This is a genomic window from Lysinibacillus macroides, assembly GCF_001281525.1.
GTDB lineage: Bacteria > Bacillota > Bacilli > Bacillales_A > Planococcaceae > Lysinibacillus > Lysinibacillus macroides.
The window spans coordinates 1-22539 of sequence record NZ_LGCI01000001.1 but is presented as its reverse complement, the minus strand read 5'-3'; the positions used below and the strand labels follow the sequence as shown (position 1 = coordinate 22539).

The 22539-nt window shown below is 37.0% G+C and carries 19 protein-coding genes, 6 tRNA genes and 2 pseudogenes; 2 read left to right on the top strand and 25 right to left on the bottom strand.

The window, feature by feature from the left end; translation table 11 throughout:
* Positions 1-75 precede the first annotated feature (75 nt).
* From ADM90_RS00130 to ADM90_RS00035, 20 genes are all read right to left on the bottom strand, one after another.
* Positions 76-810 carry an urease accessory protein UreH domain-containing protein gene (locus ADM90_RS00130; RefSeq protein ID WP_009374090.1) on the bottom strand — a complete coding sequence of 245 codons (735 nt, stop codon included), beginning with the start codon at positions 808-810 and terminating at the stop codon, positions 76-78.
* A gap of 21 nt (positions 811-831) precedes the next feature.
* Positions 832-1758, bottom strand: coding sequence for a F510_1955 family glycosylhydrolase (locus ADM90_RS00125; RefSeq protein ID WP_009374091.1), 927 nt, complete (start codon positions 1756-1758; stop codon positions 832-834).
* A 96-nt stretch (positions 1759-1854) separates the two neighbouring features.
* Entirely contained in the window at positions 1855-2532 is a 678-nt protein-coding gene (locus ADM90_RS00120) for a response regulator transcription factor (RefSeq protein WP_009374092.1), read from the bottom strand.
* A 16-nt stretch (positions 2533-2548) separates the two neighbouring features.
* On the bottom strand, positions 2549-3922 hold the full coding sequence (locus ADM90_RS00115; RefSeq protein WP_235473222.1) for a sensor histidine kinase: 1374 nt from the start codon (positions 3920-3922) through the stop codon (positions 2549-2551).
* Between the two features lie 28 nt (positions 3923-3950).
* Positions 3951-4484 (bottom strand): thiol-disulfide oxidoreductase ResA, encoded by a 534-nt coding sequence (resA, locus tag ADM90_RS00110; protein WP_036075026.1) that lies wholly within the window; start codon positions 4482-4484, stop codon positions 3951-3953.
* A 39-nt stretch (positions 4485-4523) separates the two neighbouring features.
* On the bottom strand, positions 4524-5234 hold the full coding sequence (locus ADM90_RS00105; protein ID WP_009374095.1) for a cytochrome c biogenesis CcdA family protein: 711 nt from the start codon (positions 5232-5234) through the stop codon (positions 4524-4526).
* A gap of 519 nt (positions 5235-5753) precedes the next feature.
* Positions 5754-7556 (bottom strand): glutamine--fructose-6-phosphate transaminase (isomerizing), encoded by a 1803-nt coding sequence (glmS, locus tag ADM90_RS00100; RefSeq protein WP_053993066.1) that lies wholly within the window; start codon positions 7554-7556, stop codon positions 5754-5756.
* Positions 7557-8193: 637 nt separating this feature from the next.
* The gene (locus ADM90_RS00095; protein WP_053993064.1) at positions 8194-8706 is read right to left on the bottom strand and encodes a type 1 glutamine amidotransferase domain-containing protein; all 513 of its coding nucleotides are present in this window, start codon (positions 8704-8706) and stop codon (positions 8194-8196) included.
* 112 nt (positions 8707-8818) lie between these two features.
* Positions 8819-10171, bottom strand: coding sequence for a phosphoglucosamine mutase (glmM, locus tag ADM90_RS00090; protein ID WP_053993063.1), 1353 nt, complete (start codon positions 10169-10171; stop codon positions 8819-8821).
* A 214-nt stretch (positions 10172-10385) separates the two neighbouring features.
* A complete protein-coding gene (locus ADM90_RS00085; protein ID WP_053993062.1) occupies positions 10386-11501 on the bottom strand; it encodes a CdaR family protein in 1116 nt (371 codons plus the stop codon).
* Positions 11494-12330: a diadenylate cyclase CdaA gene (cdaA, locus tag ADM90_RS00080; RefSeq protein ID WP_053993061.1), complete on the bottom strand. Its 837-nt coding sequence runs from the start codon at positions 12328-12330 to the stop codon at positions 11494-11496. The genes ADM90_RS00085 and cdaA overlap by 8 nt, the downstream gene beginning before the upstream one ends.
* Positions 12331-12479: 149 nt before the next feature.
* The gene (locus ADM90_RS00075; protein ID WP_053993060.1) at positions 12480-13106 is read right to left on the bottom strand and encodes an anti-sigma factor family protein; all 627 of its coding nucleotides are present in this window, start codon (positions 13104-13106) and stop codon (positions 12480-12482) included.
* A gap of 12 nt (positions 13107-13118) precedes the next feature.
* A complete protein-coding gene (gene sigW / locus ADM90_RS00070) occupies positions 13119-13682 on the bottom strand; it encodes an RNA polymerase sigma factor SigW (RefSeq protein WP_053993059.1) in 564 nt (187 codons plus the stop codon).
* Between the two features lie 132 nt (positions 13683-13814).
* Positions 13815-14720, bottom strand: a complete 906-nt coding sequence (rocF, locus tag ADM90_RS00065; protein WP_053993058.1) for an arginase — start codon at positions 14718-14720, stop codon at positions 13815-13817.
* Between the two features lie 186 nt (positions 14721-14906).
* Positions 14907-14979: transfer RNA gene (locus ADM90_RS00060), tRNA-Lys, on the bottom strand.
* 12 nt (positions 14980-14991) lie between these two features.
* Positions 14992-15066, bottom strand: a tRNA-Gln gene (locus ADM90_RS00055).
* Positions 15067-15081: 15 nt separating this feature from the next.
* Positions 15082-15165, bottom strand: a tRNA-Tyr gene (locus ADM90_RS00050).
* 15 nt (positions 15166-15180) lie between these two features.
* A tRNA-Val gene (locus tag ADM90_RS00045) sits at positions 15181-15256 on the bottom strand.
* A gap of 56 nt (positions 15257-15312) precedes the next feature.
* Positions 15313-15387: transfer RNA gene (locus ADM90_RS00040), tRNA-Glu, on the bottom strand.
* 115 nt (positions 15388-15502) lie between these two features.
* Positions 15503-15579, bottom strand: a tRNA-Asn gene (locus ADM90_RS00035).
* 269 nt (positions 15580-15848) lie between these two features.
* Here ADM90_RS00035 and mbcS point away from each other — a divergent pair.
* Entirely contained in the window at positions 15849-17429 is a 1581-nt protein-coding gene (gene mbcS, locus ADM90_RS00030) for an acyl-CoA synthetase MbcS (RefSeq protein WP_053993057.1), read from the top strand.
* 79 nt (positions 17430-17508) lie between these two features.
* Here mbcS and ADM90_RS00025 read toward each other — a convergent pair whose 3' ends face one another.
* The 3 genes from ADM90_RS00025 to ADM90_RS00015 are packed head-to-tail and all read right to left on the bottom strand — an operon-like array spanning position 17509 to position 19937.
* A complete protein-coding gene (locus tag ADM90_RS00025) occupies positions 17509-18639 on the bottom strand; it encodes an MGDG synthase family glycosyltransferase (protein WP_053993056.1) in 1131 nt (376 codons plus the stop codon).
* Between the two features lie 12 nt (positions 18640-18651).
* Complete coding sequence (locus ADM90_RS00020; protein ID WP_053993055.1) at positions 18652-19245, bottom strand: DedA family protein; 594 nt, start codon at positions 19243-19245, stop codon at positions 18652-18654.
* Between the two features lie 8 nt (positions 19246-19253).
* Positions 19254-19937 carry a polysaccharide deacetylase family protein gene (locus tag ADM90_RS00015; protein ID WP_235473220.1) on the bottom strand — a complete coding sequence of 228 codons (684 nt, stop codon included), beginning with the start codon at positions 19935-19937 and terminating at the stop codon, positions 19254-19256.
* Positions 19938-20842: 905 nt separating this feature from the next.
* Between ADM90_RS00015 and ADM90_RS25485 the strand changes: the two genes are divergently transcribed.
* Positions 20843-20950, top strand: a complete 108-nt coding sequence (locus ADM90_RS25485; RefSeq protein ID WP_083448411.1) for an IS3 family transposase — start codon at positions 20843-20845, stop codon at positions 20948-20950.
* Between the two features lie 199 nt (positions 20951-21149).
* Here ADM90_RS25485 and ADM90_RS24905 read toward each other — a convergent pair.
* Positions 21150-21779 (bottom strand): annotated as a pseudogene (locus tag ADM90_RS24905) (IS3 family transposase); the annotation flags it as partial.
* 1 nt (position 21780) lies between these two features.
* Positions 21781-22383 (bottom strand): annotated as a pseudogene (locus ADM90_RS24900) (helix-turn-helix domain-containing protein); the annotation flags it as partial.
* Between the last annotated feature and the right edge of the window lie 156 nt (positions 22384-22539).

The following is a 22539-nucleotide window of genomic DNA, read 5'->3' as shown; positions in this document are numbered from 1 at the left end:
ACACTTGTAACAATAGTGATTTCTATTAATGTTTGAAAAGCAATGTACTTTTATTTGTTTCTAAATTATTTATATTTACATTCCCCAATAAGTAATTGTGTCAAAAATTCCAATAATAAAAAGAGTAACTCCGGCTATTTTTTGAATAAACCTACCTACTTTAATACTTTTCTTCATTACTAATCCCTTAATATCAAAGTACCATATAAAAAATAAGATGATGACAAGAGGTATTGATGTTGCCAATCCAAATATTGCAGGTAACACTAATCCATATGAAGTCGACATAACGGTTGGCATTAGCCATACAAAATAGAGTACAAACATTGTTGGACAGAATGCAATTGCAAAACTAGCTCCTAGAAAAAAGGAACCAATATAACCTTCTTTTAGTATAGTAGGAACGTTCTTTGAAATTCGATTTAATATTCTTAACTTTATTGTCCCCATTAACACAAGTCCGGTAAGTATTAATAGAGGACCAATCAATTTTCGGAAAACCGGAAAGAAATTAATTATTTTGTTTTCAAATGTTTGTCCAAATGCCCACGCCAACAAACCAATTGCACTATATACTATGACTTTACCCATAATAAACGAAACGATCTCTCTCCAATTACTACCTAATTGGATAGTACGATTACCATATAACGTAATAGCGCTAATATTTCCAGTCAGTTGACATGGAGCAAATGCACCTATCAACCCAAGGAGGATAGATATAATGATTGGGGAATGCTCATATGAATTTAAGAATACAGAAACTGGTTCACTTATGGTTTGACTAATTTGAGACATCAAATTATACATCTCAATCACCCTTCAATAACCTTATTTTATTTTTAATTCCCCTTCTGAAGCTAATTTATCCCACGATTCCCCTTCGTTCTTAGAAAGATAGAAGTTAAGATTATTTGTTACAAAAGTAATTTCTTCTCGATTAGTAGGATTAGAAGCGATATAAATAATTGGGTCTTGCATTATCTCGTTTGGGAGTTGTATATTTTTTTCTTCTTTACTATCCAATGAGAATGATCTAAGGGAAACAGAATTTGAGTCATAGTTTGTATAGTAACCCCCATTCTCATTTAAAGTTACGTATGTAACCATTTGAGTAGACTTAAGTAATTTAAAGTTAACTCCATAGTCATTCGAAACAAAGATTCCATCTTTACTACCAATTGCAACTATTTCTTTTTTGGAAGGGTGAGCTGATAAATTAGAAACAAACTCGGAATTAAAGCCATTCATAGCTGATTCAGTCCAAGACTTCCCTTCATCAATTGAATAATGCAATCCACCACTCATATTCTCTGTAGGTGTTTCATTAATGACATAGATTGTATTCGAATCATAACCAGCTGCAAGATAATGAAAATCAATTTCGCCGTAAAAGGCTAATTGTTCTAGATTTGCTCCTTCATCTGTACTTTTTATAACTCCTAAAGGGTTTTTAAGGTTTGAGCCTTCCTCAGGATGTCCACTTGAATAGAAGCCATCTTTGACCGCCTGAAAGCCCATATAGTCATGTTTTTGGCTGTTCGCTTCTTCCCAACCCTTTACACCATATTTATACAATCCTCTATGTGTTGCAATTACAAAATCACTTTTACCATTTATATATCCCAAACCATGTATATGTTCAATTTTTGGGTTATCCACTTCTTCAAATGAATAACTATCTTTTTCTTTTGAATTACAAGCACTTAAAACTAAAACAATAACTAATAGACCTAACCAAATTTTGTAATTTTTCATACTTTTCTCCTTTTAACTCCATTTATACCCTATTCCCCAAACCGTTTTAAGGAACTCATCGGTAGGAAAGTCAGATTTANTCATACTTTTCTCCTTTTAACTCCATTTATACCCTATTCCCCAAACCGTTTTAAGGAACTCATCGGTAGGAAAGTCAGATTTACTTAATTTTTCTCTTAGATTTCTTATATGTGAATCAACAGTCCGCGTATCTGTATCTGTTTCATATTCCCATGCAGCATGCAGTAATTCCTCTCTTGTAAATGTCTTAGAAGGTCGAGATATTAATGCTTTTATAATTAAAAATTCTTTTAAAGTAAGTTGCACACTTGAATTTTGGTAGTGTAGAGAATATGTTTCTTTATCTAAAACAAAATCTTTAAAAGTGATATTTTCATTATCCTTTTCAAATCCGACAATTCTACGCAAAACAGCATTGATTCTTGCTATTAACTCTCTTTCATCGAATGGCTTGGATATATAGTCATCTGCACCTAATAAAAGTCCCTTAGCTAAATCAGATTTATCAGCTCTTGCAGTTAGCATTATAATGGGTACTTTTGAAAATTCACGAATAGATTCACAAACATCCCATCCATCCATTTCAGGCATCATAACATCTAATAAAACGAGATCGATATTTTCTTTCTTAATTCTCTCTATTGCCTTTATTCCGCTCTTTTCTTTAATACAGGTATATCCATGTGGAATTAAAAATAATTCGACTAAATCGAGCATTCTTTCTTCATCATCCACAATCAAAATTGTCTGCATATTTAACCTCCATGTGTTATATGATCACCGTAAATGTACTTCCTTCTCCAAGTTTACTTTTGACTTCAATGGTACCATTGTGTGCTTCTACTAATTCCTTCACAACAGCAAGTCCAATTCCTGAACCACCATATGCACGAGAACGTGATTTCTCAACACGATATAGCTTCTCAAAAATGAAGTCAATTTCTTCTTGTGGAATGCCAATACCTGTATCAATAACCTCAATTCTTGTTTTCCCTTCATTTTTACAAGCCTTTAATGTTACCTCTGTATTTTCCTTTGAATATTTCAAAGCATTATCCAATAGGTTTATGACAATTTGCTCTAAACGTAATGGGTCAGCATATATTTGAAAATCTTCAGTGCAAACAAAGTTCAACTTAATATTCTTGAGATCATATGAAGGAGCAACAAGTTTACATATTGCTTCGAAAAAATATCGAGCAGAGAAAGATTCTTTCATGACAGTAAATGTGTTTTCGTCCATTCTAGCCAAGTCTAATAAATTTTTTACCAATTCCTTCATTCTATTGGACTCTTCAACAATAATTTCAAGATACTGTTCTCTTTGTTTCTTACTTAGACTCTCTCTCATCGCTACTTTTGAATATCCAATTAAATATGTCAACGGTGTACTTAATTCATGAGCCACTGACGCCAGAAATTCATTCCGGTCTGTTTTTAAACGTTCTAAATCATTGGCTAATTTCTGAATTGAACTTGCTAACTCACCAAGCTCGTTTTTACTTTTAATTGCAAGCTTTACATTAAACTCACCTTTGCTTAATTTCTCTGTTGCCTCTTTCATCCGTATTAAAGGTCTTGTTATAACTTTTGACAGAACCGCGTAAACAATAAAAAGTACAATAAAACTTGTAGCACCTGCCATACCAAAATGTTCAGTTAATTCATGAACCATCTTATTAAGAGAACCAGTACTTTGTAGCATTAAAACGTATCCAGATTGATTTGTATTTGAGATATAAGGATGCACACTCATAATATAAGGGGATTCTTTCCAGTTAGAAGTCAATAATTCATCTGTTTCTACGTCTACGTTCTTTATTAAAGAAACTATTTGTCCACTTAAAGATTCACTAATATCTGAACTACCAATGATATTTCCTTTATTATCGGTAATGATCACCGCACGATCTTTACTTTTTTCCATCAAAACGATATGTTTTATTGTAGTTTCAGAAAAATTTTCAATTAAAACATCTCTATGATTAGCACCATTCGCCAATAATGTATAATATTCTTCTTCAACTCTCGAATTAATTATATTTCGATGAAGATAAAACATAAGAAATAAATCCATTATTAGCACTACAATAAAAAAACACGATGCTAATTTTGTAGAGATTTTGTTCACTAATTTTTTCACCTCTCTTATTAGTCTAAAAAATTATTACTTAGTCTGGTAAAATTTGTTCCATGTAACTCTTTATATCCTGTTCTTTCATTTCTCCAGTGATTATTTTTTCTATTTTACCCTCTGAATTAATAAGAATAGTCGTTGGTAATGGATTTATATTATATGCTTCCATTACACTTTTGTTTTTGTCAATTAATACCGGAAAAGTTAAACCTTTTCGGTCAATATAATTTTGAACCACGAAGTCGGATTCTGCTATATTTATAGCTAATACCTGTATACCTTTTTCTTTATATTCCTTATAATATCTATCTATAATTGGGAATTCCCTTTCACAGGGTTTGCACCAAGTCCCCCAAAAGTTTAAAAAGACACCTTGTCCTTTGTATTCCTCCAAATTATGTTTATCACCATACATATCAACTAGAGTAAAATTTGGAGCATTATCCCCTATTTGTAATACTTCATTTTTTTCTTTAGTTAAAGTTGTATATACTGTAAATAATATTGCCCCAAATAATACAATTAATATAATTGAACGCATAAGAAATCGTCTCTTTTTTTTATCCATAATTAAGTTTGGTTCCTTCCCCTCTTATATGATATAAAACTAAAAGCCAGTAAATCCTCCAAAAATAGGTGTTAAAAACGCAATAATTTTAGTCATCATATCAAAGTACAATAAAACCCCCATCAGAATCATTATTGCACCACCTATTTTCATAAACAGTCCATTTTTTCTTTGAAGAAACTTCATTTTTCCAATAAATAAGGACATTATTAGGAAAGGTATAGAGAAACCTAGCACATAAAATAACATGTACAACATTCCTTGCCCGGGGTTAGACACTCCTAAAGCTATTACTCCGGCAAGAATTGGTCCAGTACAAGGTGTCCATCCAGCTGCAAAACCCATACCAATAAGTACTGAGCCAAAATATCCTTTGGGCCTTTTTTTAAAACTAATCTTTTTTTCCGATTGTAAAATATCGAATTTAAAGAAACCTAGAATAACTAATCCAAAAAAGACCATGAAAATTGCTCCAAATTGCCTTAGTAACTCTTTATACTGAATAAAAATCTTTCCGATAAAAGAAGTTGAGAAACCTAATGCCATAAAAATAATAGAAAAACCAAGTAAAAAAAGCAGGGTATGTATTAAAGACTTTCGTCTTAAGATCCCTTTCTCTTCTTTTAGTTCATTAAAGGATATTCCTGTTATATAAGATAGAAAAGCAGGATACAATGGTAATGAACAAGGTGATACAAATGATAATAATCCAGCCCCAAATGCAAGTATTAAATTTAATTGTTCTAACAAATACTCTCACGCAACCTTTCTACAGAACATTTAAAAATAAAGTATAGACTATAAATGTGGAGAATATATGCATATGTTGATACATATCAAAATTAAGAAGTTTATTTTTGATACCTTTCTACAACTCATTAATTAATAGCAATTTTTTTTTAAAAAAAGTTTTAATTCCTGCTCTAAGGATTATAATTCAACGGTAATAATGACAAAACAAAACCCTGGCACAGTAGACAATGTACCAAGGTTATTTTAATGTACCTACTTTATATATATATAGTTAGAAAAATGAAAGGTTTGAAAGCCATTTTGAAAAAACAAAAACCCTGATACAGCATCATACTGTATCAAGGTTTATCTTATTTATATACAATAATATAGTTAGAATCACTCATAGAAATTGTTTGAATATCCAGTATACAACTTTTTTGTCCAGTATAAGACTTTATTGTAAAGTATACAACTATTTTGTCTAGTATAGAACTTTATTGTAACTGAACACTTACAATACACTCCAACAACCACTTACTCCACAGTCACCGATTTCGCCAAGTTACGTGGTTTATCCACATCACAGCGACGATGCAATGCTGCGTAATAGCTAATTAGCTGTAATGGCACTACGGACACAAGGGGTGTTAGTAGCTCGTGAACATGTGGGATCACTAGACGGTCGCCATCTTCGTCAATGCCTGCCATGGCAATAATGCAGGGATGTGCGCCACGTGCGGCTACTTCTTTGACGTTGCCACGAATATTTAAGGCTACGGATGCTTGCGTTACAAGGGCAAACACTGGCGTCCCTTCTTCGATTAAGGCAATTGTGCCGTGTTTTAGCTCGCCGCCCGCAAAGCCCTCTGCTTGAATGTAAGAGATTTCTTTTAGCTTTAGGGCTCCTTCAAGGCTTACATAGAAGTCGATGTTGCGACCGATGAAGAATGCGTTGCGTGCGATTTTTAAGTAGTCTTCTGCGATATCCTCTAGTACATCCTTTGAGTCAATAATCGTTTGAATCCCGTTAGCGACAATCGCAAGCTCTTGTTTTAGATCAAATTCTAAGTCTTTGCCATTTGCCCTTGCTGTTACATAAGCGGCTAAGGCAAGGACTGCTATTTGTGCTACATAGGCTTTTGTTGAGGCTACTGCAATTTCTGGGCCTGCATGTAAGAGCAATGTATGATCCGCTTCACGTGATAGCGTAGAGCCAGGTACATTGGTAATTGTTAATGTTGGATAGCCAAGCTCTTTAATTTTCACAAGCACCTGACGGCTGTCTGCTGTTTCACCTGATTGTGTAATAAAGATAAATAAGGGTTTTTCTGATAGCAAAGGCATATTGTAGCCGAATTCACTTGAAATATGCACTTCTACTGGAATACCAGCCATTTTTTCGAAATATTGTTTGCCGATTAAGCCTGCATGGCTACTTGTGCCAGCTGCAATAATGTAGAGGCGATCTGCTGCACGTAAGGCTTCTAAAATTTCTGCGTCAATGGTTAACTCACCATTGTCCCCTTCATACGCTTGAATAATTTTGCGAATCACGGTAGGCTGCTCATCCATTTCTTTTAACATATAGTGTGGATATGTGCCTTTTTCAATATCACTCATATCAAGCTCTGCTGTATATGGTCCACGCTCTACAATACTACCATCTAATTTTGTAATTTCCACACTCGCCTTGTGTACAATCACAACCTCTTTGTCATGAAGCTCAATATACTGATCTGTAACCTGTAACATTGCCATTGCATCTGAAGCAACCACATTAAAACCTTCACCAACACCTACTAAGAGTGGTGATTTATTTTTCGCTACAAAGATTGTGTCTGCCGCTTCTACATCTAACAGGGCTAGTGCGTAGGAGCCATGTAATAATGTTAATGTTTTACGGAAAGCATCAGCCGTGCTAAAGCCTTCTTTTACAAATAACTCTATTAACTGCACAATCACCTCTGTATCTGTATCAGATTGCATCGGAATGCCTTTTAAGTACGTTTTTTGCAATAAATGATAGTTTTCAATAACGCCATTATGCACAAGCGTAAAGCGTCCTGATGCACTTTGATGAGGATGAGCATTTAAACGATTAGGTACACCATGTGTTGCCCAACGTGTATGACCAATACCAATTTTTGCTGTAATATCTTCATTGACTGCCTCGCGTAAATCGGCAATACGCCCCTTTTCTTTAAAAACTGTGACACCCTCTTCATTACGTATCGCAATACCTGCTGAGTCATAGCCACGGTACTCTAGTTTCTCTAAACCTTTTAATAAGATTTCCTTTGCATCTGCTTCTCCAATATATCCTACAATTCCACACATAAATTCTTGTCCTCCGATATTGTCAATTTCATACAATGACAAACTAGACCCATCCTATCGAATTTTTGGAATATAGAAATAATACTTTATTTTGATACAAATAAAGTACGTCTCTACATGCAAATACTATACTCACTCAGTCGTCTGAATGAATAATTCGATGGATGAATTTTTGGGTTAGTTATCAATTGCTTTTACTTATACCTTCTCCATTTTCTGTACATTCAATCGCTTAAATGCTTTCAAAATGAAAAATGACAATCGGGTATGTCGATCGGGAGGCATCCGCCGAATTTTCGATAAACCTCCACCTCGTCTGCTGAAGATCATTTTCGTCCGATTTCTTCAGCTCAGGCGCTATAATTGTTTTCCGATTTTGCGCTATCTTTCCTCCTTATGCACTCGTTAAAGGATAAGGTCGGACCTTCCCTTCAACTTCTCCATCATACTCAATCATATGCTATCCGTCAAATTTCCGTTATAAAAAATACCTTATCCTCCATTCTTTTCGTGACAAATATGTAGACAACGGATGTCAACAATATTAATAGATTAGCTCCTTGAACAATTGATAAATACTATTCCTCATGTTCAGTAAAGAGGCACAAGCAAATAATCGCTTGTGCCCATCTCTTATTTACTCGCCTAATAATTTAACGATTTCTCTATTGAAAGCAGGGAGGTCATCTGGCGTTCTACTTGTTACGAGCTGCTTTTGACAGACGAATACTTCCTCATCATGGAATATTGCCCCTGCATTTTCTAAATCTATTTGAATGGATTTATAGCCTGTAGCGTCACGACCTTTTAATGTCTTAGCTGTAATCAGTAACTGTGGGCCATGACAAATGGCAAAGGTAGGCTTCATGTCATCCATAAAGGATTTTACAAATGCCACCACTCGATCATCCGCACGTAATATATCAGGAGAAAAGCCACCCGGAATCAGTAGTGCATCGAATTCAGAGGCATTTACTTCATCAATTCCTTTATCAATTTTCACTAGTTGCCCATGCTTTCCCTTTACTTCCTTCCCTGCTTCTGTATCAATTGTTACTAGCTGATGTCCAGCTGCTTCTAAGGCTTCTTTAGGGCTTGTAAACTCCGTGTCTTCAAACATATCTGTAATCACTGTAGCAATTTTAGCCATATCTATACAACACTCCTTATTTATTGTGATTCTTTACTACTGTTCCCCATCTCGTTTAATTCAAACAAAAAACTCGATTCCCCGTGAATGGAAAATCGAGTTTTTCTATATATTATTCGGCTAAGCCCATTTCTGTACGGACAACATCAGCAATACGCTCTACATAACGCTCACAATCTGCTTCCGTAGCAGCTTCCACCATTACACGGACAAGCGGCTCTGTGCCTGAAGGACGAACTAAGACACGACCGTTACCTGCCATTTCTGCCTCTACCTGTGCAATAACAGCAGCCACTTTCGCGTTGTCAGTTACAGCATGCTTGTCTGTTACACGGACATTGACAAGACGTTGAGGGAAGATTTTCATTTCAGCAGCGAGCTCTGATAGCTTTTTGCCTGTTGCCTTCATAATGTTAACAAGCTGAATACCTGTTAGTAAGCCATCGCCTGTTGTATTAAAATCTAAAAATACAATATGCCCTGATTGCTCGCCACCTAAGTTGTAGTCATTGGCACGCATTTCTTCTACAACATAACGATCACCAACAGCTGTTTTAACACTTTGCATCCCATTTTCCTCTAAAGCCTTATAGAAGCCCATATTGCTCATCACTGTGGAAACAATCGTTTGCTTTTTCAAACGACCTACTGTATTTAGATGCTTCCCAATAATAAACATAATTTGGTCGCCGTCAACAATCTTACCGTCTTCATCTATAGCAATTAAACGGTCACCGTCACCATCGAAGGCTAAACCAACATCTGCATGCTTTTCTATTACAAATTGAGCTAGCTTTTCTGGATGTGTTGAACCAACGCCATCATTAATATTTAAGCCTGTTGGTGAAGCGCCCATTGTTGAAATATCTGCCTCTAAATCTGCAAATAGATGTGTAGCTAATGAGGAAGTCGCACCATGTGCACAATCAAGCGCTACATGAATCCCGTCAAACTCTTCACCCACTGTTTGCTTTAAGTATTGAATATATTTTTGACCACCTTCAAAATAGTCACTTACAGATCCTAAATCCGCTCCAATTGGACGTGGTAAGGCATCCTCCTGAGCATCTAGCAATGCTTCGATTTCTGCTTCTTGAGCATCTGTAAGCTTAAAGCCATCAGGACCGAAAAATTTAATACCGTTGTCAGCAACAGGGTTGTGTGAAGCTGAAATCATGACGCCTGCATCTGCGCTCATAATTCGAGTAAGGTAGGCAACCCCTGGTGTGGAAATAATTCCAAGACGCATTACTTCTACGCCAATTGATAAAAGACCCGCAACGAGTGCGCCTTCAAGCATTTCACCTGAAATACGTGTGTCACGACCAATTAAAACCTTTGGACGCTCAGTTGCATCCTTTGTTAGCACATAGCCACCTACACGGCCAAGTTTAAATGCAAATTCTGGTGTTAATTCACTATTCGCGACGCCACGGACGCCATCTGTTCCAAAATATTTACCCATTCTACTTATTCTCTCCTTCAATGCATGACCATGCCTACTAAGTTTTACTTTCAAGACACTTGTCCGCTTACTTTTGGAAAAGTCTGTTTGTTTATTTATTGGTAACTATTCATCACCCTTTAGCTCGTTTGTTTGGCGAAGACTATTACGCAGCCAAACAAACTTTAATCGGGTTTTGATTTAGAATCAACATAAAATTATAGTCAGATATTGTCTAAGAATCAACATCCTCTGTTTCCTCTGTTGATGTATTTTTATCATCAGTTGTTGTATTTTCATCAGTCACATCATTTTCCTCAGTTGGAGTTGGTGGTGGTGCTTCCTCTGAAGTAGTTGGTGTAGTCTGCTGTTCTTGCTGTTCCTGTTGCTGTTCTTGCTGCCCTCGCTGATCTACCTTTGTAATATCTGCCTCTACCTTTATTTTCTTGTCAGACACTTTTGTCACACCATCTGGTAATTTTACATCAAAATCATAAGTTTTGGACTCTGTAATTTTTGACAAATCAACTGTTACTGGAATTTCTGTTAACCCGTCAACGATTGATTTTTTACCATACACTTTGATTGTTTTTGGTGTTACTGTTAAAGCATTAATTGTTATATCATTTGCTGCTTTTCCTGTTTCTTTTATGACTACTGGCAGCTCTCTGCTATATTCACCTATATCTATTTGAACTTTTACCGTTTCAGGTTCAATTATGACATCTAACTTATTTAAATCTCGATCTAATACTTTTACTGCCGCTTCCTGTGAGAACGACTGCTTCAATCCTTTCTCACCTGTAACCGTTGCTTTGACATAGCTAATGCTTTCAATAGCGCTTTTTGCACCTGTAACATACACAGTCGGTGGATCAGCTACCATATCTTTTAGTACATAGCCTTCTTCAATTAAACGGCTATTCATTTCAGGGTCTACACGGAACTCCTGTGTAACTTTTTCCTCAATATTGACCCGAACGGTTTTAGGATCTAAGGTAACCTTTATCTTTTCTGAAATATTTTCATACTGCAGATTTACATCATGTTCGCCCATTAATAAATGGCTTAAATCAACAAACACTGAAAAATCCTTTGATGCTTTTGTTTTCAGGACCAACGCCATCGGACCTTCTATCTTAACATCCACCGTTTCAGGTAAGCCTGTGACAATAAAATTCTCATTATCATAATAAATATCTACTGGCACATCACGAATCACTTCTGTTTGTTCGTTCGATGTTGTTTTATTTATTGGCGATAACTCAGTACGAACTGAGAAAAAAAGCAAAAAGGCCAAAAATAATGCGATGATTCTTAATACCCAAGGGCTATTCATCATTTTATCCATTCTTTTTCCCCCTCCAAGTCAACTTAGAGGCTACATTTGATTCCTGTGTTGATCCAAACCACATTTTGCGTAGTAATGTTTCGAACTCCTCTAGTGAAAGGTTGCGATGGAGATTGCCATTTAGTGTAATGCTGATTGCACCAGTTTCTTCTGATACAACAATCGTAATAGCATCTGTCACTTCACTTAAGCCAAGCGCAGCTCGATGGCGTGTTCCTAGCTCTTTTGAAATAAATGGACTTTCAGAAAGCGGTAAATAACAGGCTGCTGCTGTAATCCTATCTTTTTGCATAATAACCGCTCCATCATGTAGCGGTGTATTAGGTATAAAGATATTGATAAGTAATTCTGAGGAAATCTCAGCATTTAATCCTATACCTGTTTCAATATATTCATTTAGACCTGTTTCCTTTTCAATAGAAATTAACGCTCCTATTCGACGTTTAGCCATATAACTAACAGATTTCTTCATAGCCTCAATAAGCCTTGTCTGTTCTTCCTCTACTTGACTAGAAGATCGCTGAAATAGCTTCCCTCGACCAATTTGTTCAAGCCCACGTCTGATTTCAGGCTGAAATATAATAATAATGGCTAAGAAACCATACTCAATTACCTGTTGTAACATCCAGCCAAGCGTTTGTAACCCTAAAAGGTCTGTTGCAAGTCGTGCAATAATAATGACGAAAATTCCCTTTAGTAATTGGACGGCTTTCGTACCTTTAATGAGGGTTAAGACTTTATAGACAACGTACCAAACAAGCAGTACATCAATGAAGTTAATAGCAATATTCACAGGTGTTAAATCTGTGAAATATTCGATAATTTGCATGTGGCATCCCCCACTTTTCATTACGAATCCATACACATCTAAGTATAGCACATTCTTACCAAATGTAACTTTTTTCAAATAAAAAGTCTACTCAAAAGAGTAGACTTTTCAGCCTCTCACGTGCACTATTGTTTAGGACGTATAGAGTATTATTTAGTTTCGTCTTTTTCATTAAATGTCATGGCTGATTTTACAGAGTTTTTAATTGTATACCATAACCATTCAAATACTTCATCAATTTCTTCAATTTTCCCTGAAACTACCGCTGAAGATGCCATATATTTCCCGTTAATGACTGTAACATCACCATCAACTTCACCTTTAATAATCAAATCGCCATTTTTCACAACAATATCGCCTTTCACCACTTCTCCCTCAGGTACTATTACCGTTTGACCATCCACTACTAAATTTGGTTGTTTGGTCACAGAGAAGTTCTGATCATCCATAAAGCTACCAAGTAATGTAGCACTCATAAATAAGCAAAATACTGCTGCTGCCACAAGCAATGGATGCCGGCGTATCCATTTTTGTATACCTACTCGACTTTTCGGTTTTGGTAAACGAGCCATGACTGCTGCTTCAAAACCAGGAGGCGCTGTAATATGGGAAGCACTCTTCACAAAGGCGATTGTTTCACTCAATTCTTGCATCATTTGTTTACAATCATTACATGTATGCAGGTGCTGCTTTAGCTCCTGCTCATGCTCACGACTAATGTCACCGTCTAAATAATCATGCATATAGTCTATAATATGCTTTGGACAAGTATTCATGACGCTCCCCTCCTACAGATTGTTTAATTGCTTACGTAATGCCTCACGTCCTCGATGAATTCTTGTTTTCACCGTGCCAAGCGGCATATCCAAAATCTCGCTAATTTCTTGTAACGATAACTCTTCTATATATTTCAATACGATAACTGAACGATATTTATCTGGCAACCGTCCAATTTCATATTGAATGCGATCTTGTAGCTCCATCTGTTCTAACTGTTCCTCTGGTAGCTGGTCATCTGCTGCGATTTGTGAATACATATCAAGCCCTTCTGTACCAGCTACTTCCGCATCTAAATAATAATCTGGCTTCTTTTTTCTGATACGGTCTATACAGAGGTTTGTCGCTATGCGATAAAGCCACGTAGAAAATTTTCTTTTCTGATCAAAAGTATGCAGGTTCATGTAAGCACGAACAAAGGCTTCTTGAGTAATATCCTCAGATTCCTGCTTGTTACTTAACATTCGATAGCATACTTGGTACAGTTTGTGCTGATAGAGACTCACAATATCGGCAAATGCGTTTTGATCGCCTTTAAGCACTTGTTTTATTCTCTTATTTACTAACGCATCCATTGTGTTGACTTCTCCACCTTTACAACTGTCTTATACTATACGACCCACCGATAAGAAAAGTTTCGTTTTTTTCAATTATAGCAAAAGATTTTTGTGCAATGTGGTAATAGGCAATTTTTTGTCAAATATTCTTTAAACTAACGTTTCCCCAAATAAAGAACCCATTAGTGCAACCGCAACATTGGCAGTTGTATTCTTTTCATCTAGGATTGGATTGACTTCTACAAACTCTGCCGACGTTAACATCCCTGATTCTTGGAGCATTTCCATTGCTAAATGACTTTCTCGATACGTAATGCCTCCAGGGACAGGTGTACCAACTCCTGGCGTATAAAGCGGGTCTAATCCGTCTAAATCCAGTGATAGGTGAACGCCATCCACATTGCGCTCTTTTAAATAAGCAAATGCATCTTCCATAACACGCGTCATCCCTAATCGATCAATCTCATGCATTGTATATACTTTAATGCCTTGTTGACTAATCAACTCTCGCTCGCCTGGATCGACTGAACGTGCACCAATGATGATAACGTTTTCTGGCTTAATTTTGGGAGCATCGGTATGAATTTTTACTAAACGTTCATGCCCTAATCCAATACTCACAGCTAATGGCATACCATGAATATTGCCAGAAGGTGTTGTATCAGGTGTATTTAAGTCTGCATGTGCATCAAACCAAATCACACCTAAATTATTATAATGCTCACTTAATCCAGCGAGTGTCCCAATTGCAATACTATGATCCCCACCAAATACAAGCGGGAATTTTTTTTGCTGAATTGCCTCATGGACACTCCTAGCTAAAGCAGTACTCACTTCTACTACTTCCTCTAAATTCAGTAATTTTTTATCAACAACGGCATCTGAATGCTTCTGACTTACACGAATATCCCCTTGATCTTGTACGCTATGTCCAATAGCCTCTAAACGTTCAACAACACCTGCATAGCGAATAGCACTTGGTCCCATATCAACACCTCGTCGTGTTTGGCCATAATCTGATGGTACACCGATAATAGAAATATTAAGTTTATTCATGTTTTTATACCTCCTAGAAGTTATAAGACTATTGTAAATCCTAAATACTGCTTGGCTCAACTCAACAAAAAACTGCATATTTATTCGTATCAAGAAAGCATAAAAAAAATCTCCTACCGTTATCAGTAAGAGATTAGTTATCTGTAGTTAATATAACACTTTTCAATATATTTTATTCTAAAAAAGTGAGCCATGAAGGACTCGAACCTTCGACCCTCTGATTAAAAGTCAGATGCTCTACCAACTGAGCTAATGGCTCATAAAAGAAAAATGGCTGGGGTACTAGGATTCGAACCTAGGCATGACGGAATCAAAATCCGTTGCCTTACCGCTTGGCTATACCCCAATCATTTATGAAAACTGGTGGAGGGGGACGGATTCGAACCGCCGAACCCTAAGGAGCGGATTTACAGTCCGCCGCGTTTAGCCACTTCGCTACCCCTCCGAAATAACACAATAATGGTGGAGGATGACGGGCTCGAACCGCCGACCCTCTGCTTGTAAGGCAGATGCTCTCCCAGCTGAGCTAATCCTCCATAAAAACAGGTGTTATATCACAGTTTATTTTCTTTTAAAGCCTGTACAAGATAAATGGTGACCCCTACGGGATTCGAACCCGTGTTACCGCCGTGAAAGGGCGGTGTCTTAACCACTTGACCAAGGGGCCAAACTATTATGTTTCAAACAAGACAAGACTTATATTAACATTATTTCTTAATGATTGCAACGTTTTTTTATAAATTCTTTTATGTATACTTACCACTTAAAAAAGGGCAAAAAAATGGCTCCGAAGGCAGGACTCGAACCTGCGACAACCTGATTAACAGTCAGGTGCTACTACCAACTGAGCTACTTCGGAACAATGACTATTCACTTTAATTTGTAAAGCTCTTTAAGTACATTTATTATTATAGCAATGAAAATTAATTATGCAATACATTTTATAAATTTTTTTATATTTTTTTGTCGCAGTTTTTTATCTATTACTTATAGTGAATAATAGTTCTCTATTAAAACTAATATTTCTATTTTATGTGTCATATATTGTTGCTGTATATTATTGCAATTGTTAAAATGAAAATAGTTTTAAGAATTTTCTATTAACTATATTTTAGGGGGAATGTTCATATGGTAACAACAAAAGATTTAATTGCACCTGAATTTTACAATATTACGGAGGAATTGGATAAATTTTCCCAAGATAACAATCGCCAAGCGATACGTTGGTTAAATGCGCAGCAGGAGAGGCGCACTGTTTCTTACACAGAGCTTGTTCAAAAAATGAACCAATATGCGAATGCCTTTACACTACAAGGGCTTCAAAAGGGTGATCGTGTATTAGTCATTATCCCTCGCCTTCCCGAAGCCTATTTTGTTTTTCTCGGTTGTTTAAAAGCTGGTATTGTCCCTATTTCCTGTTCAGAAATGCTACGTGCAAGTGATTTAGAGTATCGTATGGAACATTCCTCTGCTAGCGCGGTCATTTCCTATGAAGCCTTTACTGAAGAGGTTGATCGAATCACCTCTCCTGTAGAAGCATTAAAAAATAAATTAGTGATTGGTCCTGCAGTTGGAGATTGGGTTTCTTTAAATGAGTTGGCTAGCACTCAGCCAACCATATTTACAGCCGTTACTACTAAACGCGAGGATATGGCATTCCTTTCTTATACCTCTGGCACTACAGGAAAGCCTAAAGGCGTAGTCCATTCACATGGTTGGGGATATGCCCATATCCGAACAGCGGCTTCACAATGGCTTTGTGTTCGTGAAGGTGATTTAGTGTGGGCAACAGCAGCTCCAGGCTGGCAAAAATGGATTTGGAGCCCATTTTTATCAACAATCATGCTTGGTGCCACTGCCTTTGTTTATCATGGTGGGTTTGACGCAAAAACATATCTTCAGCTTATTCAAGATGAAAAAGTAAATGTCCTATGCTGTACACCAACTGAATATCGTATTATGGCAAAGCTTGATAATTTAGAAGACTATAATTTATCCTCTCTCCGCAGTGCCGTTTCCGCGGGGGAACCATTAAATCGTCCAGTTATTGAAACATTTATGAAGCACTTTGCCTTAAAAGTAAGAGATGGTTATGGGCAAACGGAAAATACATTATTAATTGGTACACTTGAAAATACTGAATTACGCCCTGGCTCGATGGGTGTGCCAACTCCGGGTAATATTGTACGTATTATCGACAATGAAGGCAATGAAGCACCTGTTGGCGAAGTTGGTGATATCGCTATACACAAATCTTCACCAGCCTTATTTAAAGAGTATTATCGAGAGCCTGAACGCACACAAGCTGCATTCCGTGGTGAGTGGTATATTACAGGTGATCAAGCAAAACGTGATGAAGACGGTTACTTCTGGTTTGAAGGGCGTGGAGATGACATCATTATTTCATCCGGCTATACGATCGGACCATTTGAGGTAGAGGATGCATTAAACAAACATGAGGCTGTACAGGAATGTGCGGTAGTCGCTGCACCAGATGAAATTAGAGGACATATTGTTAAAGCCTTTGTTATCTTAAGAGACAGCTTTAAAGAGCGCGATAAGGAAGTATTAGTAAAAGAGCTTCAGGAGCATGTAAAAGCCTTAACAGCACCATATAAATATCCGCGTAGCATTGTCTTTATCGATGAATTACCAAAAACAACATCTGGCAAAATCCGTCGTGTTGAGCTACGAACAATCACTGTGTAAACGATCTTTTTCAAGGTTGTAAAAGAGGGCTGTAGGAATAGTCAGGCTGTATCTGATTTTTCCACAGCTCCTTTTTCTTTCAGGCAGGACACATCGCGCCTGTGACAAGCTGTTTTCTGAGCAGCCTTTGCATAAATACCACCCACTCTTCAGCCGTTTTTAGATGTAAATTATTTAAATAGATAGCTATCTGCTGCCTATAATGGGACATTGCCTCTTCATTTAACAGCATCCGCTCAAGTTGCTCATGAAGGCTTTCATGCTTATTAAGTGTGTATGCTAAACCCTGCTCTGTTAAGTATCTTAAATTATGCTCTTCCTGCCCAGGCAAGACTGAATGAACAAAAATAGGTAGTTTTTTACGTAATACTTCACTCACCGTCACACCACCTGGCTTTGTTACAATCGCATCCATTTGGTCGTACAAGCAATTCATTTCTGTGCGTGATTCAATATAGGGAAATGGGGTCACATTTGGTAATTTCCAGGAGACGATTTTCTGATACAATTTATCATTTTTACCGCACAGAATATAGTAATGAAAATAGTCACTCTGTTTAAGCTGTTCATATAAATTAGTGCAATCCAGCAAACCTGAATTACCACCAGCAATTAAGATGTTGCGTGCAAAATTATGTAGCCTTGTTGTACGTAACATTTCCTCATGAACAGGAATACCTGTCACAAATATAGTGGATTCATCCACACCTTGTTTGATTAAAGTCTCCTTCATTTGTTGCATTGGCACAAAATGATAATCAATGGCGGTAATACCCCAAAGTTGGTTCATAAAAAAATCAGTATAGACATTTACAACGGGAACATTACAGCGACCACTCTGCTTAAGCTTACTCATTAAATAAGAGGGCGCACTTTGTGTGCAAAAAATAATATCGGGCTTTTCCTGCTTCAATAAACGCTCTAAATGCTTTAACAACATTTCATATAATTTAAAGTTTTGCTTCATTTCTTTTGGCGTATCAAATACTTTTTTATAAAATTTCGTATATAGCAAAGGCGCATATTGAATCCACGATAAATAGCTTTGCGAGATTACCTTTTCCACTAAAGGATTTGCATAATGCAATAAATCTACTTTTTTTACTTCAATATCTTTATTATGCTGTGTGATAAAGTCCATTAATGCATCTGCTACTTGATGATGGCCTGTTTGGATTGTTAAAAATGGTAGAAACAATGCCTTGCTCATGTAATCTCCTCCTTACACTTTCGACTTAAAGCGTAACCCTTTTCTCTTTTTCCACAAAAAATAGCCGATAAACACTATGGCGATACCAATCCCTATATATGGTGCTACCTCAGGTCCAACATGAAATACAGAGCCTAAAATACGTCCTGCCAATAAAAAGGGGATAGCCCAAACTAGTGTTGCCAAAAAGGCATAAAGCAAGTAATTTTTAAACGGCACTCTACTAACACCTGCCACATATGGGCTCAACTGTCGTACACCTGGAATAAAAATCCCCACTACCACTGTACGAAGGGCATTACGATTATAGCCCTTACTGACTGTTTCTAAATTCCGCTCTGTTAAGCCAATAAATTTCCCAAAGCGCTTCATAAATGGATAGCCCAGCCAACGTCCAATCGCATATGCAACTAATAGCCCTGCATAAACGCCAACGATTGTGCTCACAATAGACCAACCTAAGGACAAACGATGATAGCCTACAAACAATCCAACTAAAAAAATTAATGATTCCTCAGGTGCTGGAATGCCCACAATACCAAAAAATAAAGATACAATTATAAGTACATAACCATAAGTTTCAAGTAGCTGGACTACTTCATCCATAACAACACCTACCCTAATGTGACAAACTTTGTTGCATGGGCATGCTTGCGTAAATAACCTGCTAAATGCTCCAGCATATACTTTGGCGCATCCTCATCTGCTCCCAATGTTTGCCCATTATCATGTAATAAAAGGATACTTCCTGCTTTTGCAGCTTCCACTAGCTCGGTCTCTAATGTATGCTGGATGCATGCAATCCGCCAATCTGTAAAATGTCGCGTCCATAGCACAATACGGTATGGCTTTGCCAGCATTGGTACACACACATTTAAATGTCCCCATGGCGGGCGGTATAAGGTTGGTCGCTCCCCTGTAATTTGTTTAATTACCTGTGCACACTGCTCAATCTCCCTTTTCACCTTCTGCGGTAACATCAGCCAATTGGATGTATGTTGATAATGATGGATACCAATTGTATGCCCTTCTTCGTGCATTCTCTTAATAATAGCTGGATATGCCTGTGCCAGCTTCCCAACTACAAAAAACGTCGCCTGTATATCAAATTCCTTTAATAAATCTAATAATTGTGGTGTATAGATTGGATGGGGTCCATCATCAAATGTTAAGGCCACTCCCTCCTTACAGCTAGTTTGCACGAGCCATGTCTTTTTATAAATAGCTGTCGCTGCTATTGAGTAAAACAGTAAACCACCTGTAGTACCCAATACTGCCTTTACTAATCTCTTTTTCAAGCTGTCTCCTCCCTTAATAAATATTCTTACTCATTATGTCATAACCACCAAGTACTTGTGTTTAAATTTTCCATACTGCTACTATTCTTATTACGTCTCTGAATTAGAAAAAGTTGCAAAACCCCTACTTCCTTTATAAGCTTTATTGTAAAAAATAAAAATGAAGTTTTACTTATTATAATGATGAAGAAATTCTTAAGGCAACTTATTTTCTAAAAGTTACACCTCGATAGAATGCCATATTAAAACACCCTAAAGGTTAAGTCTTTACACTAACTTTCGGGGTGTGGTATTTGCTGGATTAGTATAAGATAATGTAGAAAATCTAATTTCATATGGTTTTATTTTTGCAATTTGTGTCGTTTAGAAAAGGTAATCTTTATATTATGCCATCCTATCAAGTGGGAGAGCAATTGAAGAGGGTGCAATTATTCCTTTATGAGTACGAGAGTGAGTTATCCATATGAAATAAAAATATAGGTCATTGAGATACAACGAGCAGGTATACTTATGAAACAGGTTTTACAGGAATTAACTAGATTGCATTGAACACAGGTGAAAGCATGGATGTGTTGGTATAAAAATGATAAACAATAGACGTTTCATAAAGGTGCTGACTCTAAGAGTGAACAAGCAAAATGGGGAATAGAAAATTGTTATTTAAAGCAATAGATTGAGGTCTTAAAAAAGTACACAAAGTTGGGGAGGAAGTAGCTGTACAGTTAGTCAAGGCATTCCAAGAGAGGATGTGTGTAGTGATAGTCACTAAGGCTCGAGTATATATCTTATCGATACCAATAAGCTGTAACACTACCATGGTCATGTCTCGTAAAGGTACACCCGCTGATCATGTCTTATTGAACCGTTTCATTCTGTATAAAAGTCTGAAATGTTTTACTTAGGGGATTGTAGAAAAAGCTGAAAAAGACTATATAAATTATTATAACGATATCCGAATACAAATGAAGATACCCAACCAGTTACCAGTTCAGTACCGATCTCTGGTTGCATAGTGTTTTTTTGATCTCTGTCTTATAGATGGGGCAGTTTCAGATGTAGGTCAAGCCTAGTCATTAGAGCGAAGCATCTTTGGTATCTGTCGCTTCGCTTTGGATACAAAAACTTTTGCTGGATTAAAATAAAATAGCATATAAAAAAAGCCACTACTGAGGGCACTGAATACTATTTTTGAGACAGTATGAAAACACCTTATTATACAGCCAGTTGACGGTATTGAACCGGCGACTGGTTGTTTAATTTCGTTTTAATCCGAATATTGTTATAATAGTAAATGTATTCTTCGACAATATTTATGACACACGCATTTGTTGTGCGATAAATATCATCGAGGTAGAACGTTTCAGACTTTAGCGAGGAGTGAAACGTTTCAATTGGGGAATTATCAGCGGGCGTGCCTTTACGAGACATGCTCATGGTCATTCCTTTTTCTTTGACTGCCTTCTGATATGCATAAGATGTGTAAACAGAACCCTGGTCGCTATGCAGGATACAGCCTTCTGGTAGATCGGGTAATTGATTTAGCGTATCTAAGACAAAGTCGGTATCTTGTGTAAAACCAATTGTAAACGCAATAACCTCGCCATTAAATAGGTCTAAGATACTTGAAAGGTACATCATAGATTGTCCAAAAGGCAAGTAAGTAATATCTGTTACGAGCCTTTCTAGCGGTTTTAATGCCGTAAAATCACGTGCTAATAAGTTAGGAACAATGTGAGCTGGTTGTCCCGTACGTTTACGTTTCTTTACCTTTACACGACATTGCCAGCCGTATTTTTGCATCACACGTTGCACCGTTTTCTCACTAATGTCAGTAAGTAATTCNGTTTACGTTTCTTTACCTTTACACGACATTGCCAGCCGTATTTTTGCATCACACGTTGCACCGTTTTCTCACTAATGTCAGTAAGTAATTCTGTGATTTTTCGATAGCCGTATCTGAATTTGTGTAACTTGCACAAGTCGCCAATTTGTTGGTCTCGAAGATCCTTTTGAGTGAATTTATTTTCATTGACCTTCCAGCGATAATACGACGAACGAGCTACACCTAAATGACGGCAGATTTCACCAATCGGCATCCTTTCTTTTAACTCCTCTACTAGCTCTACTACAACTTTTGGGACCACTTCCTCTCCAACTCTGCGTACTTTTTTAACACTTCAATTTGTTGCTTTAAATAACGATTCTCTGCTTGTAACTTAGCGGTTTCACTTTCATATTCAGGCCCTTTGCCAAATGTATATTGTTTTCCTACTGGCTGTTCAAGACGATGTAATTCGCCGTTCTTGTACCATTTCATCCATGTTTTTAACTGAGAATGGTTACGAATATTTAGCTCCTCTAGTACTTGTTTTACAGGAATGCCTGCTAATCTCATTTCAATTGCTTTCATTTTCACTTCCACTGGGTAACTCACTCTTGTCCCCATAGAAAAACACCTCCACATTGATTTGATAAGGTACAATACCCGTTTTTCAACGAAAGGTGTTTTTATTTGTCTCATTTTTTTAGGTCAGTGCCGAGTGTATCAGCAGCGACTTTTTGCGCCTAGCGATGTCCTACTCTCACAGGGGGAAGCCCCCAA